At 62.4% G+C, this 16,744-nt stretch carries 19 protein-coding genes; 9 read left to right on the top strand and 10 right to left on the bottom strand.

Features of this window, described 5'->3' with window-relative positions; translation table 11 throughout:
* Positions 1 to 3: 3 nt before the first annotated feature.
* The 3 genes from MJO58_RS22185 to MJO58_RS22195 form a co-directional block, all read right to left on the bottom strand.
* A complete protein-coding gene (locus MJO58_RS22185) occupies positions 4 to 204 on the bottom strand; it encodes a hypothetical protein (protein WP_090606030.1) in 201 nt (66 codons plus the stop codon).
* 102 nt (positions 205 to 306) lie between these two features.
* Positions 307 to 771 carry a nuclear transport factor 2 family protein gene (locus MJO58_RS22190; RefSeq protein ID WP_239720967.1) on the bottom strand — a complete coding sequence of 155 codons (465 nt, stop codon included), beginning with the start codon at positions 769 to 771 and terminating at the stop codon, positions 307 to 309.
* Positions 768 to 1,982: a cytochrome P450 gene (locus MJO58_RS22195; protein ID WP_239720969.1), complete on the bottom strand. Its 1,215-nt coding sequence runs from the start codon at positions 1,980 to 1,982 to the stop codon at positions 768 to 770. Before MJO58_RS22195 ends, MJO58_RS22190 begins: the two co-directional genes overlap by 4 nt.
* A gap of 193 nt (positions 1,983 to 2,175) precedes the next feature.
* Here MJO58_RS22195 and MJO58_RS22200 point away from each other — a divergent pair, with 193 nt between their 5' ends.
* Positions 2,176 to 2,760 (top strand): TetR/AcrR family transcriptional regulator, encoded by a 585-nt coding sequence (locus MJO58_RS22200; RefSeq protein WP_090606040.1) that lies wholly within the window; start codon positions 2,176 to 2,178, stop codon positions 2,758 to 2,760.
* Between the two features lie 120 nt (positions 2,761 to 2,880).
* On the opposite strand, the gene MJO58_RS22205 is transcribed toward MJO58_RS22200, so the two are convergent.
* Positions 2,881 to 3,525: a S1 family peptidase gene (locus tag MJO58_RS22205; RefSeq protein WP_090606042.1), complete on the bottom strand. Its 645-nt coding sequence runs from the start codon at positions 3,523 to 3,525 to the stop codon at positions 2,881 to 2,883.
* 600 nt (positions 3,526 to 4,125) lie between these two features.
* Here MJO58_RS22205 and MJO58_RS22210 point away from each other — a divergent pair.
* The 5 genes from MJO58_RS22210 (at position 4,126) to MJO58_RS22230 (ending at position 8,803) form a co-directional block, all read left to right on the top strand.
* A complete protein-coding gene (locus MJO58_RS22210; RefSeq protein WP_239720970.1) occupies positions 4,126 to 4,821 on the top strand; it encodes a methyltransferase domain-containing protein in 696 nt (231 codons plus the stop codon).
* Positions 4,822 to 4,927: 106 nt separating this feature from the next.
* Positions 4,928 to 5,605 carry a TetR/AcrR family transcriptional regulator gene (locus tag MJO58_RS22215; protein ID WP_420845437.1) on the top strand — a complete coding sequence of 226 codons (678 nt, stop codon included), beginning with the start codon at positions 4,928 to 4,930 and terminating at the stop codon, positions 5,603 to 5,605.
* 174 nt (positions 5,606 to 5,779) lie between these two features.
* Entirely contained in the window at positions 5,780 to 6,706 is a 927-nt protein-coding gene (locus tag MJO58_RS22220; RefSeq protein WP_090606044.1) for a haloalkane dehalogenase, read from the top strand.
* A 250-nt stretch (positions 6,707 to 6,956) separates the two neighbouring features.
* Entirely contained in the window at positions 6,957 to 8,231 is a 1,275-nt protein-coding gene (locus tag MJO58_RS22225) for a molybdopterin-dependent oxidoreductase (RefSeq protein ID WP_420845438.1), read from the top strand.
* On the top strand, positions 8,198 to 8,803 hold the full coding sequence (locus MJO58_RS22230) for a hypothetical protein (protein WP_239720971.1): 606 nt from the start codon (positions 8,198 to 8,200) through the stop codon (positions 8,801 to 8,803). The genes MJO58_RS22225 and MJO58_RS22230 overlap by 34 nt, the downstream gene beginning before the upstream one ends.
* Before the next feature lie 50 nt (positions 8,804 to 8,853).
* Here MJO58_RS22230 and MJO58_RS22235 read toward each other — a convergent pair whose 3' ends face one another.
* A complete protein-coding gene (locus tag MJO58_RS22235; RefSeq protein WP_239723396.1) occupies positions 8,854 to 9,744 on the bottom strand; it encodes a haloalkane dehalogenase in 891 nt (296 codons plus the stop codon).
* Between the two features lie 133 nt (positions 9,745 to 9,877).
* Between MJO58_RS22235 and MJO58_RS22240 the strand changes: the two genes are divergently transcribed.
* From MJO58_RS22240 to MJO58_RS22250, 3 genes are all read left to right on the top strand, one after another.
* The gene (locus MJO58_RS22240) at positions 9,878 to 10,453 is read left to right on the top strand and encodes a TetR/AcrR family transcriptional regulator (RefSeq protein ID WP_239720972.1); all 576 of its coding nucleotides are present in this window, start codon (positions 9,878 to 9,880) and stop codon (positions 10,451 to 10,453) included.
* A 96-nt stretch (positions 10,454 to 10,549) separates the two neighbouring features.
* Entirely contained in the window at positions 10,550 to 11,434 is an 885-nt protein-coding gene (locus MJO58_RS22245; RefSeq protein ID WP_239720973.1) for an alpha/beta fold hydrolase, read from the top strand.
* 77 nt (positions 11,435 to 11,511) lie between these two features.
* Complete coding sequence (locus MJO58_RS22250; RefSeq protein WP_239720974.1) at positions 11,512 to 12,093, top strand: DUF1330 domain-containing protein; 582 nt, start codon at positions 11,512 to 11,514, stop codon at positions 12,091 to 12,093.
* 609 nt (positions 12,094 to 12,702) lie between these two features.
* Here the strand turns inward: MJO58_RS22250 and MJO58_RS22255 are convergent.
* From MJO58_RS22255 to MJO58_RS22275, 5 genes are all read right to left on the bottom strand, one after another.
* Positions 12,703 to 13,062, bottom strand: coding sequence for a hypothetical protein (locus tag MJO58_RS22255; protein ID WP_239720975.1), 360 nt, complete (start codon positions 13,060 to 13,062; stop codon positions 12,703 to 12,705).
* Between the two features lie 166 nt (positions 13,063 to 13,228).
* Positions 13,229 to 13,507: an Lrp/AsnC family transcriptional regulator gene (locus MJO58_RS22260; RefSeq protein WP_239720976.1), complete on the bottom strand. Its 279-nt coding sequence runs from the start codon at positions 13,505 to 13,507 to the stop codon at positions 13,229 to 13,231.
* 308 nt (positions 13,508 to 13,815) lie between these two features.
* Positions 13,816 to 14,721 (bottom strand): 3-hydroxyacyl-CoA dehydrogenase family protein, encoded by a 906-nt coding sequence (locus MJO58_RS22265; protein ID WP_239720977.1) that lies wholly within the window; start codon positions 14,719 to 14,721, stop codon positions 13,816 to 13,818.
* An 8-nt stretch (positions 14,722 to 14,729) separates the two neighbouring features.
* Positions 14,730 to 15,503: an enoyl-CoA hydratase/isomerase family protein gene (locus tag MJO58_RS22270; protein WP_239720978.1), complete on the bottom strand. Its 774-nt coding sequence runs from the start codon at positions 15,501 to 15,503 to the stop codon at positions 14,730 to 14,732.
* Between the two features lie 16 nt (positions 15,504 to 15,519).
* Complete coding sequence (locus tag MJO58_RS22275) at positions 15,520 to 16,719, bottom strand: 3-oxoadipyl-CoA thiolase (RefSeq protein ID WP_239720979.1); 1,200 nt, start codon at positions 16,717 to 16,719, stop codon at positions 15,520 to 15,522.
* Positions 16,720 to 16,744: the final 25 nt, after the last annotated feature.

Consider the following 16,744-nt stretch of genomic DNA (forward strand, 5'->3'; position numbering starts at 1 on the left):
GAACTATTTCGACTTGAGTTTGCGCCAACTGAATACCGCGATGACGATGCCGATCACCACCGTGATCGGACCGATGATCGACCAGGTGGTGGTGTTGCTCATCGGGCTGCCACCCAACACCCCGAATCCCTGCAGCGCCCAGATCAGACCGAACAGCGCGACGAGTAATCCGACCGCGAATGTGACAACGAAAGCCCTACTCATACACCGAAGCCTAGGCGCCGCAGTCCAGATGGCCCACCCTCCGGCCCGAATGAGCCGGCTGGATGGTGAGTCGCAGATCATGAACACGCTTGGTCGGGCGCGCTACCGCCCACCCCCTTCATTCGCGATGTGGGCTCCCGCTCCGGCCTGATGTACGTCGGTTATGAGATGACTCAGTCGCAGCGACGCGAGCTTCCACACATCTCCGTGGCGCACCCATCGCTCGGTGTAGTGCCCGTAGCCGGTGACCGACATGCCGTCCTCGAACACGGCCCGGTCTTGCATTGCCCAAATCACTTGCGCCTCTTCTTCATTGAGGTCGATCTCGGGTGTATGGACCTGGTGAGCGGTCTTTGACCCGGCTACAAGGGATTGCAGTAGCGCCACTGTCTCGTCGCGTCCCACGGTCATTTGCGGCTCGGAATGTCCGTCACCCATGCCAAATTCGATGTCTTCGGTCATCAATGCCGCTAGGCCGGTCCAGTCCTGGGTGTCGAGGGTTCGGCAGTACTTGGCCTTGGCTTGGGTTAGCTCGTAGCAGGCAATCAACTCTGCTTGCTCGGTCATCTGACCGCCAGTTCGAGATGGTCGAGTCGGCGGACGAGGATGCTGGGCAGCCAGTGTCCGACGTCGGTTGCCTCGATCCAGGTCGTCTGTTCCAGCAGCGTCCGCAAGACGATCTGGGCCTCCAAGCGTGCCAGTGCGGCCCCGACGCAGAAGTGTGCGCCCTTGCCGAAGGTGATGTGCCCTTTGGCGCCGCTGCGGTCGAGCCGGAACTCGTTGGGTTTGTCGAACTGCCGGGGGTCGCGGTTGGCGGCCCCCCACATCAACAGCAGGCGCGAGTCGGCGGGCACGTCGACGCCGCCCAGCGTGGTGTCTCGTGTCACGTGGCGGTAGTGGCCGCGAAACGGCGACTCGTAGCGCAGCGTCTCTTCGATGAAAGCGCCCAGCAGTTCGGGATGGGCGCGGAGCTGTTCCTGGATCTGGTTCTGGGTCACCAGGATCCAGGCGGCGCTCCCCAATAGTGAGGCGGTCGATTCGCCCGCCGCGCTGAACAAGGTGAGCATGATCCCAAGCGCCGGGAACTGCTCCAGTTCGCCAGAGGCGTGGCGGGCGGCGAGGTCGCCGATGAGGCCCGGCGCAGGGCGTTCCCCGGCCCTCGCGAAGTGCTCCATCACATACCCGGACAACTCCACCGCCGCCACGCCCGCGGCTTCGAGTTGGGTCGGGCTCACGACGCCGTCCAGCAGAGTGGTGGTGGCATACCCCAGTCGGATCAGCATGTCGACGTCGTCGTCGGGCAGCCCAAGTAGGCGGGCGACCACCATCATCGGGAGCCGATTGGCCATTGCACTCATCCACTCGATCCGACCGTCGACCAACCCGTCGGACCACAGTTTGATCGCCGTGGCTTCGGCGAACCCCTCGATGACACGTATTCGCCTGGCCGAGAGGTGGGGCAGCAGCATCTTGCGGTGCGCGTCGTGCACGGGATCGTCCGCGGTGGCCAGGGCGTGCATCGGACCGCCGAGTGTGCCCATGTCGAACGGGGTGACGGTGCCGTCGTCGTGGTAGACCATCGTCGCGGTGAGGTTCGACGAGAAATCCTCGACCCGGTTGACGGCCTCGGTCACGGCGTCCCAGCCGCACACGGCGTGAAAGACTGAATCCCCGATGCGATGGACCGGCGCTATGTCGCGCATCCGGTCATAGAGCGGGTAGGGGTCCTGCAACGCCGCGGTGCCGAAGAAGTCCGTCGCGTCCGCCAAGAGGGTCATGCGCTCAGGGTGAATGCGGCGTGCACCTGCGTCAACGGTGTACAGCGAACATGCAAACCGAGTCGATACGAGCGCCGCTGCGCGCTTCTCAGGCCGATGAGCCGACCAGCGACTTCCCTGATAAATCGACTGGAATTCTTCTCACGGTGATAAAAATACTTTATGGGTTCTCGGCTCTGGATGAACTGAAACGATGGCGGATCAAGACTGGCTGATCGGTCGGGGGCGACACGACGAAGCCGCGGAACGCATCTACGCCGCAGCCGCCAACTTGATGTTGCGGCACGGCTACGACGCCTTCAGCATCGACGCTGTGGCCGCCGAGGTTCACTGTTCACCGGCGACCGTCTACCGCCACGCCGGAAGCAAGGCCGCAATCCGCGACGTCGTCCTGCGCCTGCAGGCCGAGCGCATCCTCGACTCGGTTCGGGAAGCGATCGCCGGGCTCACCGGTCCGGAGCGAGTCGTCACCGCCACCACGGTCGCCTTGCAGCGCCTGCGGGCTGATCCGCTCGCGAAGACCATGCGTTCGATGGCCGCACTCCCGGCCGAGGGCCTCACCGACTCACCCATCATCTCCCGCTTCGCGACCGAAATGGTGGGGCTGAGCACGCCCGATCCCCTTGCCGCACAATGGTTAGTCCGTACATTCCTGGCTCTGTGGTACTGGCCGCTCAAAGACGCCGATGCCGAAAGCGAGATGGTGCGGCGGTTCCTCGGGCCGCCCTACGCCGTCGACACCATCGACTCGGTGCCTAGCTCGTCGCCGGCGACGTAAAACTGAACCGATACGACAAAAAGTTGGCATATTCGGGGGTAACTACACTCCGTGACTTCACCACACCAGGGACGGCGTTCGTCAAACCTCAGTCCGCGCAGTCGGTTTGGTCGGCGCAATTCAGGGGAGAACGTGGATTCCCCACTTGCCGAGCAACGGCTGAACAAGTGTGAAGTACGTCGTATGGTCGTCACCCTCCGGTGAAGACATCAAGATGCCAACGGCACTCACGGTGCCGTCATCGTTCTTCACGAAGCCAGGACTCCCACTGTCGCCATGCAGGCTGTACACGCCAGCTTCGATCACATCGTTGTCGATTTCTGTAATCGCGCCGCACGTCTCACCGGTGACTGCACCCAGCTTGCAGAACGGCATGCCAACCTTAATTTGGTTGCGGCTCAACACATCTCGGACAATCCTGCCACCGACATCACCAATTGGGGCACCAACGCTTGGATCGAGGCGGATGATCGCAGCGTCCTTGTTGTCGCCTTCATTCTCGCTGGCGGTAATAATCCCGAGCGGGACGTTCTGGCCGTAAGTCCATACCGAACCGTCGTGGGCGTCGCAATGTCCACTGGTCAGCAAGTAGTAGTTGGCGTCGTTGCCTTGAGCCGCGAAACCCGCTGTGCACCTGCCGGTCTCATCATCGACTTCCACGCCGGGCATCGGCGGTCCTTCTGCCAGCGCCGAACTCGCGAACCCCGGGGCGGCCAGCACCATGGCACCGAATACCCCCAGCCCCCGCAACCACCGTATCGCCACGCCACTCTCCTCTGTGCATGTCGAGCCCAAATGTTATCAGCCAGCAAACGCCTGATAGTGAACAAGAACAAACTGCAGCAAATGTGCAGGCGGTGTCAGTAAGGCGACGGTCGGTCGGAGCACCCGTTGGGCCGCGTGCCGTGCAGTGGATCGCGGCGCACGGCTTCTTAGACCTCCCACGCTGGCGGTGGCCGCGAGAGGAGACTTGTCGCCGGCCGATACATATCCAACTTCAGACCCTCTCATGTACTGTCCGGTACAATGAAGTCTCTGTGACCGGCATCTGTGATTGGCGGCGAAGCAGCGGTGGATTGGGACCGAGTCGCAATTGTTCAGACGAGAGGACGTTCTGTGCCCGCGCAGGAAAAAGCAATTCGCCCTACAACACCCCACGATCGCATTCCTGCGGGGCGTCTGTATCCGTCGTAACCCAGCTCCGGTAGCGGCCCCCGCACGGCCGCAACGCGCGGCATATGCGGGCGCTGGCAGTTCGAAACGACCGCCGTTACTTACCGGCGAGGTTCGTCTGAGGTGCACCGATCCGCCGCAACCGACCCGCCCCTGGACCGGTATCGGTGCCGTAAGTGAGACGAGGACCGCATGACTCCCGAGGACATCAGGACGGCTACGGGACCGGTGGATCTCATCTATCGCGCCGGCGCAGCTGGCGCCGTGTGCTGGGCTCGCGACTATCGCGGGCACGTGCGGGAGCTGCCCATGGCCCGTTGGATCGGCGGACCGCACGCCAGCCACCGCGATCGGCTCGCCGATGGGCACGTTCTGCGGCACTGCACGGCGCGGCCAACCCTCGACCTCGGATGCGGCCCCGGACGATTCACCGCGTCGCTGCGAGAGCGCGGCTGGGCTGCATTGGGCGTGGACGCCTCACGCGCCGCCGTCGACCTGACACGCGATCGTGGTGGAACCGCGATTCACGCTGACCTTTTCGCACCGTTGCCCGCCGAAGGCTGTTGGGAACAGATTCTGCTCACCGACGGCAACATCGGCATCGGCGGAGACCCCGTCCGCATACTCAGGCGCGCCGTTGAGCTGCTCGCGCCCGGCGGAATCGTGGTCGCCGAGGTCGACCCGGTTACGACAGCGGCGTGTCGCGAAGTACTGCGCTGGGAAACCGAACATCATGTCGGGCAATGGTTTCCCTGGTCACGGGTCAACGCAGCCGCACTCGGCGACCTCGCCAGCACCGCTGGATTACTGGTCAGCAGTATCGTCGATTTCGATCACCGTGTGATCGCCGTGCTGCGCGTGGCAACGCCGGCCGGGAGGAGTGGTTAATGCACAAGACATTGGTTGGAAGCCCGTCTGTGACTGCCCTGGTCAGTGGCGGCGGCGCCGCTGACCGGCGCTGATTCGCAACTCTTATAGAGTGGCGATTGTGTCTGTGTCGGCGCGCTCCTCGACGGCACGCCCCCTGCCGGTAACGGAACGGGGGAGGCGCAGCCGTGCCGCAATCATCGACGCCGCGGCCATGCTGATGTATCAGCGCGGTGTGGGGCTGACCACCCTTGATGATGTGTTGGCCGCCGCCGGTGCGGGGAAGTCCCAGCTGTACCACTACTTCGATAGCAAAGCCGACCTGGTTGCGGCGGTGATCGAGAGGCAATTGGAGTTGGTTCTCGCCCAGCAGCCCACGTTGGAACACATCGACTCCTGGGAGGGAATCGATGGTTGGGTCCAAGGCATTCTGGCCGTACACAGCGCGCCGGGAGGCCCATTTGCCTGTCCCTTAGGGACGATGGCCTCGGAACTGAAGAACGACAAAATCTTTGCGCCGCTACTGGATGTCGCATTTCGCCGGTGGGAAGCCGCGTTGGCGAGGGGGTTGCAGAGGATCCAGGACCGCGGTGGCCTAGTCGCCGAGGCCGACCCTACGCGGCTTGCGACCGCGGTGATCGCCGCGTTGCAGGGCGGTATGCTCCTCGCCCGGGTCCGCGGCGATGTCACTCCCTTGCAGGACACGCTCGTCGGCGCGGTCGTGCAGCTGCATGAATGGGAACGCAAAGCCACCACGCGAAACCGGCGGGCCCGCCAACCGGTTCAGGAACATCCCGCCCGGTGAAGGTTCTGTCGGCGCGGTGTTAAACCTACCCAGAGCTTCCTGACGGCGTTATACCGTGCGGTACAGTCTCGGTGTGGTGCACGGGCTGTCAGAAGCCCCATCAACGGCGAGTCCGCGGCATGAGCCGAGTCCATCGCGCTCAACAGCCGAGGATGGCCGCGAAAGGAGCCGACCATGCAGGTCTTACGGACCCCCGATGAACGATTCAAAGCGTTGCCCGACTACGGATTCCAACCGCGCTACGTGGAGGTAGCTGCCACCGATGGAAGCATGCTGCGTGTGCACTACCTCGATGAGGGCCCACGCGACGGCGAAGTGATCTTGTTGCTGCACGGCGAACCGTCGTGGTCCTACCTATACCGTTGGATGATCCCGGTGCTCGCCGATGCGGGGTTACGGGCAGTCGCCGTTGATCTGATTGGTTTTGGGCGCAGCGACAAGCCTGCCAGTCGCGACGACTACACCTACCAGGCGCATGTGGACTGGACGTGGGCGGCCGTTGAGGCGATCGGCCTTGATGCGATCACCCTGGTGTGCCAGGACTGGGGCGGACTAATTGGCTTGCGCCTGGTTGGTGAACACCCCGACCGCTTCGCCCGGGTGGTGGCTGCAAATACATTTCTGCCGACTGGTGACATACATCCGGGAGAGGCATTCCTGGCTTGGCAGCGGTATAGCCAGGAGGCACCTGTGCTCAATGTCGGCCGGATTGTCAACGGCGCCTGCGTGTCCAAGCTGAGTGCCGAGGTCATTGCCGCCTACGACGCCCCGTTTCCCGACGAATCCTTCAAGGCAGGCGCCCGACAGTTCCCCATGCTTGTTCCGACCACCCCCGAAGATCCCGCCTCCCCGGCAAACCGGGCTGCCTGGGAATCGTTGCGCCAGTTCGATCGGCCGTTTCTATGCGCCTTCTCCGACTCGGACCCCATCACCCGCGGCGCCGATGCGGTGTTCCGCGCGCAAATCCCCGGTGCCGCAGGGCATCCCCCGGTAACCATCGCAAACGCGGGACACTTCCTCCAGGAAGACAAGGGTGTTGAACTCGCCGCCGCTGTGGCCCAGTTCGTCGAGGCCACTCCGCAAGCGAGCCGGTGCGGCTGAATACGAGATGACGTCCTCCATACCGTCGGCAGACGAACCAAGTCCTGCGTCGCGCCCGGTGCAGCCAGAACCCGACGACGCGACCGTGGATCCGGTTGCCGCGGCCGATGTGCTGGTGCCTGTTGGGCCCTCCTCGGATCAGCTGCCCGAGGTGGAGGCACCGGTGCCTGGTGGCACCAGCCATGGGGCGGTCGCGGAAGCCGACTCTTCCCTCGCCGGGCCGGGGGCCGGCTATGGATTCCCGGCGGCGTTGTGGCGTGCCCTGGACGATCATCCGCCGCCGGGTCTGTCGCGGATACGGTGGCGCAGTCCGCTGCGCGGGCCGTGGCTGACTTCGGTGTTCGGGGCAACGCTGCTGGTGGTGTTGCCGATCGTCATCGTGACCGGGCTGCTGTCGTACATGGCTTATGGGCCGAAGTACGGGCAGGCCATCCCGTTTGACGTCGGGTGGCTCAAGCTGCCCAGCTTCGACTGGCCGAGCAGCCCGTCCTGGCTGTACCGCCTGAGCCAGGGCCTGCATGTGGGTCTGGGACTGGTCATGATCCCCGTGGTGCTGGCCAAACTGTGGTCGGTAATTCCCCGGCTATTCGCCTGGCCGCCGTCGCGGTCGCTGGCTCAGGTACTCGAGCGGGTGACGCTGCTCATGGTGGTCGGCGGGATCCTGTTCGAGATCGTCACCGGAGTCCTCAACATCCAATATGACTACATCTTCGGATTCAGCTTCTACACGGCGCACTACTTCGGGGCGTGGGTATTCATCGCCGGCTTTGTGTGCCATGTCTGCCTGAAGTTGCCGACAATGGTGCGCAGCCTGCGGTCGCGGTCGCTGCGCTCGGTGTTCGGCACCTCGGTGGCCGACACGGTGCCCGAACCGCTCGACCCCGGCGGGCTGGTGGCACCCGACCCCGATCCCCCGACCCTGAGCCGGCGCGGTGTGCTGGCAGTCGTGGGCGGCGGCAGTTTGCTGGTCGGGGTACTCACCGCTGGACAAACCCTGGGCGGGTTCACTCGCAGTGCGGCCTTGTTGCTGCCCCGTGGTCGCAGCTATGGTAAGGGGCCCAACGACTTTCAGATCAACCGCACGGCTGTTGCGGCGGGCATCGACGCATCCGTCGCCGGAGAACAGTGGCGCCTGCACTTGTTGGGCGGCCCCGAACAGGTGACATTGGACCGCGCCGCACTGGACGCGATGCCACACCACACTGTGGAGCTGCCCATCGCCTGCGTCGAAGGGTGGTCGACCACTCAGACCTGGTCCGGTGTCCGGCTTTCCGATCTGGCTGCCGCGGCCGGGACCCCGCACCCGGCTTCAGCTGTGGTGTCCTCGCTGGAACGCTTCGGCGCTTTCAACCGCGCGATCTTGCAAAGCAACCAGATCCTGAACCCCGACTCGCTGTTGGCTTTTCAGGTCAACGGCGCCGACCTCTCGTTGGACCACGGTTATCCGGCTCGGATTATCGTTCCGGCGCTCCCGGGTGTGCACTGCACCAAATGGGTATCCGCAATCGAGTTCCGGGGGACCTGATGCGAGCACTCGGACAACGGGCGTCCCGTTTGTACGGAGATCGCCTGTTTCATCTCCTCGTGGTGCTGGCCGCATTGGCGTTAGGCGCCTACACGATCTCGGTGTTAGGGGTGCGAAACCTGTTTAACCCGACGGTGTGGTGGCAATCCATCGCCGTCTGGTTCGCGGTGGCCGTGATCGGCCACGACCTCATCCTGTTTCCGCTCTACTCGCTGGCTGATCGGCTCCTGTCCGTGTCGCGACGCTCACCGGTCGGCCACCGCGACTACGCCGCCGTAAATCCGTCGAGGCGCATCCCGATTACGAATTACCTTCGGCTGCCGACCCTGGCGGCGGCGCTGTTGTTGTTGATATTTTTGCCGGGGATCATCGAGCAGGGCGCACCCACGTATCGGGCCGCCACCGGGCTAACCCAGACGCCCTACCTGTCCCGTTGGCTACTACTCACCGCCAGCTTTTACGGTGCCAGCACAGTGTGCTACACGATCAGAACGCTGCTACAACAACGACGCTCGAATGAGGATCGTAGACCGCGTCACCCCGAGGCATCGAACCCGCCGCCCTGCAACTGACCTAGATCCCCTGCGCTATCGGCTCCGTCTGCATCGCTGGCTTTTGTGTTCTAGTCGTGCGACGTGGAACGCAGCTGCCGCACGAAATCAGCGACTGCGGTGCCGATCTGGTCGGGACTGTCCTCTTGAAGGAAATGCTTTCCTGGAACGGTGATTTCGCTTTGGTTGGGCCAGCAGCGGACGAGCTCGCGTGGGCGCCCGTTAAGGATGGTGCCCGGTTCGGCGTTGACGAACAACTTCGGAATATTGCTGGCCGCGAGCCAGTTCGCGTAGTCGTTCACGACGGCCACGACGTCAGCGGGCCGATCCCCAATCGGAATGTTGCGCGGCCACGACAACGTAGGGCGCCGATCTTCACCGGCGTTCAGGAACGGCCGTCGGTAGTGCGTCATCTCCTCTTCGGTGAGATCACGCAGGATTTGCGAGGGCAACATCGCTTCGACGAACAGGTTCTGTTCCAGCATCATCTGTTCACCCGCCGCGGAGAAGATGTCGAAGGCCGGCGCGTCGGCGGTGAAATCCGACGGCCGCAGCGGGGCGACGATGGCTTCCATGTAGGCGATGCCCTGCACGCGGTCACGGTGTTGGTTGGCCCAGTCGAAGCCAAGCACCGAGCCCCAGTCATGAATCACCAGGATCACGTTGTCGCCGAGGTCGAGCGCCTCCCAAAGCGCGAATAGGTAATCGCGGTGCTCCGCGTAATGGTAGCGGTCAGGTCCAGACGGGCTGAGCTTGTCCGAATGCCCCATTCCGATCAGATCGCATGCGATCAGCCGGCCTAGGCCTTCCAGATGAGGCATCACATTGCGCCACAGGTACGTCGATGTCGGGTTGCCGTGCTGGAACACAATCGCGTCGCCGTCGCCCTCGTCGACGTAGGCCATTTTGCTGCCGTGAATCTCGCGATACTTCAGTCTACCGAAAGGTGTTGTCCCGAAAATGATTTCGTCCCTCTCCGGTTCTTGATGCTTCGGTCCGAATCCGCCTGCGTAGGATAGCGAACTGTTGACTGACCGGTCAACTAGCGGTAGCGTCGGCCGCGTGCCAAAGCCGTCGGACACCCGTGAGCGCCTCGTGTCGGCGGCGGCCCGGTTGTTTCTGGAGCGCAGTTATCAGGCTGTCGGGGTGGACGAGATATGCGCGGCCGCCGATGCCCGCAAGGGCAGCTTTTACTATTACTTCTCGTCGAAATGCGACCTTGCCAAAGCGGTCATCGACCTGCACGCCGTCACGTATGCGGTACGGCTGGCCGACTTTGGGGACGACGACCCCGTTCGGCGCCTGCGGGCGATTCCCGACATGATCGGAGCCATTCAGGCCGATTTCGAATCGCAATTTGGTCGGGCCGTAGGTTGCCCGTTCGGCAACCTGGCAGCCGAGTTGTCCACTACAGACGACGCTCTGCGAACGCATATCGCACAGTGTTTCGCGGCAATGGAAGAGGGCTTGGCGCTGCTGTGCCGTCAGGCCGCCGCACGGGGGGCTCTTCGCGAAGGCGTCGATCCCGATCAATTGGCCCACCACTTGCTCGCCCAATACCAAGGCGTGACCTTGCTCGCCAAACTCAACGATGCTGGTGTTGCTGGTATCCCGACCGCGCTGCACGACTTTGTGGCCGCCTATCTCTCCGAGGGCGGACTTCCGTCATGAGGCGGCCCTCGCCGTCGCAACAGCCTGGGCCGGGCGCCGCGAGTGCGAAAATCCCCCTGGCAGCAACCAATTCATATGAGAGGCCAGCCGATCCCGATGCACGAGTTCACGGTGGACCGAAGTCTATATCCGTTCGAATCACGATGGTTTCACGGCCGCCGCGGACGAATGCACTACATCGACGAAGGTCACGGGACCCCGATCGTATTCTTTCATGGAAATCCGACGTGGAGCTTCCTGTACCGCAATATCATCACCAGACTTCGCGGCGAATTCCGTTGCATCGCCGTCGATTATCTGGGCTTCGGGCTCTCGGAGCACCCCCGTGATTTCGGCTACACCGTCGAGGAACACGCCGCCGCAGTTGGGGAATGGCTGGACCATCTCGATCTCGATGGGTTCATCACCATGGGGCAGGACTGGGGCGGCCCGATCAGCATGGCCATCGCCACGGAGCGTCACGCACGCGTCCGAGGCGTGGTGCTGAGCAATACTTGGTTTTGGCCCTCAGATGGGTGGCGACTCAAGCTCTTCAGCATCGTGATGGGTTCCTGGCCAATGCAGTATCTTGTCCTGCACCGCAACCTCTTTGTCGAATTTCTGCCCTTCGCCGTTTCCCAGAGACCAACCGATTCCGTCATGCGGCACTATCGCGATGTCCAACCATCATCGGCGGCACGGCGCGGCGTCGCCGAGTTCCCCAAGCAGATCCGCGCAGCCCGCCCACTGCTCGAACGGCTGGCCCGCGACGTGCCCAGCCGACTGGGCTCCAAACCCGCCTTGTTTGTCTGGGGCATGAAAGACCCGGCGTTCGGGCTCGCCGCGGTACTCCGTCAGTTACAAGACGCCTTCCCCGACAACGTGTTGATCCGCCTCCCGCAGGCAAACCACTTCATTCAGGAGGACGCACCTGACGCCCTCGCGGAAGCGATCATCCAGCGCTTCGGAGGAGCCGACGTCGAGGGAGAGGAAGGCAGATGAGCGAAACACCTGCTGCGAGCTGCAGATCGGGCGGCCCCGTCGCGATGCTGAATGCGCTGTGGTTTAGGCCTGGCGGAATGGAACTTTACGGACAATACGGCGAGGCTGTCCTTCCCATGTTGGCCGAGGCCGGCGCCGAACTATCGACCCCTTTTCTTCAAGTGGAGGAGTCACTCGAGGGTGGTTTTGATCCCGACTTGGTGGGATTCGTCCGGTACCCGTCGGCAACGGCTTTCGACGAGATGTGGCGTAGCGAACGCTATCGGCGTATCGCGCATCTACGCACCGACGCTGTCCACCGGGCGGTGCTCACTCGCTGTGCCATCGAGCCGGCGGACAGCGGTGCAGCAATGCTCGACAGCGGCATCGTCGTACTGAATATGCTCTGGTTCCACGAGGGCGGACGGCAGCGCTATGACGAATACCTTGCGGCGGCAGCGCCTCTGGTCGAAGCTGTCGCAGGCCGCTACGTTGTTCCCCGGTTCCTACCGGACCTGACCTACGATGACGACTTCCTACCCGATCTGCTTTTCCTGGGGAACTATCCGTCCAAAGAAGCGCTGTTCGACCTAGTGACAAACCCGGCGTACGCAGAGGTGGCCGAAATCCGAACGGCCGCGGTCCAGCGGTCAGCCACTACGATCCTGCGAGTCCCCTAGAGCGAGAAGGTCATCCGAGAGCCCGTGCCTCACGCACGGCGCTTACCCGGTGAGATCTATGCACGGCCAGAGCAGGCAGCTCTTGATGGCCGCAGCCTGCTTATCGCCGCCACGTCGGATTGATTTCGCCCGGTGGGGCATTGCCCCGGCTGGGACGCAGTTGACGCCGAATCGTGATGACTCCGATTTATCGGCCTTTTACCGCGGTTTTGCTTGTGGAGCTAAGGGGAATCGAACCCCTCCCATGACCAGGAAAATGCCGGTTTACCTGCATGTTCGCTCCGTATCTTTCCTATTCAGTCCCGTTCGTTACCTGCGGTTTTGTTCTCAGGTCTTGACGGCGTCAAGACTCTTGGCGACGTCGCCCTTCAAATTGGCGAGGTCTCTGTCGGTGTTTCGAGAACTTGAAATCAGGGTCGGTGAGACCGGTCTGCGGCGGCGACGATCACTACTCGCTGCGCTCCTGCCGCCGCCGCGACGTCGGCGTCAAGCCAGAGACTTGACCTGTGGCAACGCGGAAGGTGTTGATGGCATCAACACCTTCCGCACAATAGTTCCTGTTGGTCGACAAGCTGATGGCGGTGCGGTTATACGTGCGTTTGTCACTCCTCATTGGCCGGGCGCGTTCTGGTCTTCCACGACCGTCAACTTGATCTGCGCGTCCATCTGAACCCCCGTCCCCGCCGATGGCGACTGAGTCGCGATCTTCCACCACCCGAACGGGACAGGGGCGTTGATGGTGTCGTTCATTACGTCGTGGCCATCAGGCGCAATCGCAGAGATATTAGTGAAGCAGGAGGTCGTCGAGTCGGTCATGGTGTGCTCCATTGACCAGCCGGTCAACGTTGGCATCGGGATGGGCCAGTTGTACGTCTTCCTGCACACCTCCTCGGCGGTAATGCCATTCGCCACAGGCGCGCATCCAATCGTCGCGGCCACGATCGCCGCCGCAATAGCCACGATTTTCATCTCTCTCCTTGCCCGGCTCTTGCATTACGGCGATTCCCACAGTCAGCATCATCGCCCTGTTCTTACCGGCACCTCGCAAAACGGGAGTTCCCATGGCGCAAGCGGCCGGTCAACGACGGCCTCACCGACTTCGAGCAGACGCGTTCGTCTTCGTGCTCGCTAGAAGTCAGTCTGCTCCGATGGAGAACATGGCCTCTAGATCCAGTCGTGAGAAAGCTTGGAACGCAACATGAGTTCGTGTCGTGGCCACTCCGGGTAATTTAGCGATGCCATTGGGAATCACTTCGGCCACCTCGTCGAATTCTGCGACACGGACGATCGCTACCAGATCGAATTCCCCAGTCACGGAATAGACTTCGCTAACCCCTTTAAGGTCGCAAAGTTGTCGAGCTACTTCCGGGATCGCCTGTTGCCCGCAGTCGATCAATACGAAGGCCGTGACCATTGCCATCACCTTTATTTCCTTCTACCCGTGAACATGACCCGGACAGGCCCGATCTGTGCATAGCCGTACGCATCGCGCGTGATCGCAGCAGGCAAACCCGTTGAACTGCTGTCATCCGGAACGACAGGTGGACACACGACGGCGATGGATGTCCACCCGTGGCGCCGGACAGCACCGAGCCTGCTGGGCGTGAAAACATAGTCTGACATTACTTCAATCGCCGAGGACGGGCGGCCGCCAAAGCAACCGGATTCGCCGAACCGTTAGGTGTGGTTACGTTCTACGTGTCGGCGCGAGTTGCCCGGTGGCTACGAGGGCTGTGGTTGACCAGAATCGGGCCCAATCTTGCGTCCATTGCCGTCGTAGACGTACCAGCCGCGCCCCGTCTTGCGCCCGAGTTGGCCGAGCGCAACGAGCTCAATCACGCTCTTTGACGGTGCGTCGCGAGGATTTCCGGATTCGGCGAAGCGTGCACGCTTGGTGTAGTACCCGATGTCAATCCCCGTGAGATCCATGAGTTCGAAAGGCCCCATTGGGTAACCGAGCGCCGTTCGGCACGCGGTGTCAATAGCTTCCACGGACGCAACGCCGCTCTCGTAGAGGAAGATCGCTTCGTCGCGGACGGCGCCAAGAATTCGGTTAGCAATAAACCCGGGGATCTCCTTATGGAGGACGATGGGTGTTTTGCCTAAGCGGCGTACCAACGCCACCGCAGTTGCCAGTGTCATGTGTGCTGTGTCAGGACCGGTCACGATCTCGACGCCCTTCATCACCAACGCAGGATTGAAGAAGTGAACGTTACAGACAAGCTCCACACGCTCGGTGGCATCAGCGATCCTCGAGGGCACGAAGCCAGACGAATTACTAGCCAGGATCGCATGTTTGGGCGTTACTCGATCGAGCCGGTTGAATAGCGCTCGTTTGACCTCGAGATCTTCTACCGCGGCTTCGATAACAAAGTCAGCGTCAGTGGCCAACCTGGCGAGATCGGTGCCAAAAGTTAGTCGTTGATGGGCAGCATCTTCATCATGCTGATTGCGCAAGCCTTTGGCGACATCACGTGCACTGCGGTCGGTCAGCTCAAGGTATGCCGCCTCGATCCGATGTTGGTCGATGTCATGGCATGCCACCGTGAACCCTGCGCGTGAACACAGCAGTGCGATCTGTGATCCCATTGCACCGGCACCGACAACAAGCACACGCTCAATATCCAAGTCCCGCTCTACTTTCCGGTGAAGCTAGGGGGCCGCTTTGCTAAAAAGGCCTCAACCCCCTCGCGTTTGTCGTCGCTGTTGTAAAGCAGTGCTTGCGCAAGTCTTTCCATCATGAGGCCACTGCGCGAATCAACGTCAACTCCGGCGCGAACTACCAACTTGGCCAGACGTATGGCAAGCGGGCCTTTGGCCATGATGGTTGCTGCCGTCTCCTTGGCTGCTACCAGTAGGTCGGCATTAGGGACGACTCGCGAAACCAGACCTGTTTCCAATGCTTCGCCCGCAGACATGATCCGGCCAGTAAGGATCATGTCCAGGGCACGGCCGGGCCCGATGAGCCGGGCCAGCCGTTGTGTGCCACCAGCGCCGGGAAGGATCGCGAGGTTGGTTTCGGGGAGGCCGAAACGAGCAGTCTGCGAGGCGATCCTGATATCGCATGCCATTGCTAGCTCGCAGCCCCCACCGAGGGCATGGCCATTGATCGCCGCGATGGTCGGCTTGTTTAACGCCTCGATGTCATCAAACAATCGCTGCATGCGCGACTGGATCGCGGTCTCGCTGGTGTAGTCGCGCAGGCTCTCGATGTCAGCTCCGGCGGCAAAGGCACGATCCCCTGCGCCAGTGAAGACTACCGCCCGGACCCGGTCATCCTCCCCGGCTAAAGTAACCACCGAATGCAGCTCGGCCTGCATCTTCGAGTTGATCGCGTTGCGAACGTCGGGTCGGTTCATCATGACCACAGCGACGCCGTCGCAGTCTTTAACAATCAGATTTTCGTACATCGGTCTGGTCACCGCCCTATGCGGCCTCAAGAAGCACCGCGACGCCCTGGCCCACACCCACACACATGGTGACCAGCGCGCGACGCAGTTGCCGGTCGCTCATCTCGGTTGCCGCGGTCAGCGCCAAGCGTGCGCCGCTGGCCCCAAGCGGGTGCCCAAGTGCGATTGCCCCCCCATTAGGATTAACGTGCTCGGCGTCGTCTGGGAGTCCAAGGCCACGCAGCACTGCCAGCGCCTGGGCTGCAAAGGCCTCGTTCAGCTCGACAAGGTCGATGTCACCGATCTTCAGTCCAGAGCGGCCGAGCAACTTGAGTGTGGCGGGAATAGGGCCGATTCCCATCGTGCGTGGGGCCACGCCACTGGCCGCCCCCGACGTAAGACGCGCCAAGGGATTCAAACCATACTTCGCGACAGCGTCTTGGGAGGCAACCAGCACTGCGGCCGCGCCGTCGTTGATCCCCGACGAGTTGCCCGCAGTAACGCTTCCTCCCGGGATGATGCTTGGCAGCTTGGCCAGCTTGCTCAGCGTAGTTTCACGCGGATGCTCGTCGGCTGCGACTCGCTGGGCATCGGCACCTTGTCGCGGAACGTCGATCGGCGCGATCTCTCGGTCGAGTCGTTTCGAAGCGACCGCATCCGCGGTCCGCTGTTGGGACCGAAATGCGAAGGCATCCTGGTCTTCTCGTGATATTCCGTACTCATCGGCGACAATCTGGGCCGTCTCGGGCATCGAGTCGACGCCGAACCGTTCTCGCATACGCGGGTTGACGAATCTCCAACCGATGGTTGTGTCGTACTTCTCGGGGGCGCGCGCCCAGGCGATGCCGGCCTTCGGGGAAACAAACGGCGCCCGCGTCATGCTCTCCACGCCTCCCGCAATTGCAAGGTCAGCGTCTCCCGCGCGAACGCTGCGCGCGGCCTGGGTGATGGCGTCGAGCCCTGACCCGCATAGCCGATTAACTGTTGTACCGGGAACTTCTATCGGTAGATCGGCGAGCAGCACCGCCATGCGTGCGATATTGCGATTGTCTTCGCCTGCCTGATTTGCGCAGCCCAAGATGACCTCGTCCACGGCGCTCCAGTCGACGCTGGGCTCCAGTCGTACCAACTCTGCCACTACGTGTGCGGCCAAGTCGTCGGGCCGAGCGCCTGCCAACGCCCCTCCGTATCGACCGAATGCGGTACGCACGCCGCGCACTAAGAACGCTTCAGGCATATTTCCGAGCCACCTGCAAATATAT

It is taken from the genome of Mycobacterium lentiflavum, assembly GCF_022374895.2.
Lineage (GTDB): Bacteria > Actinomycetota > Actinomycetes > Mycobacteriales > Mycobacteriaceae > Mycobacterium > Mycobacterium lentiflavum.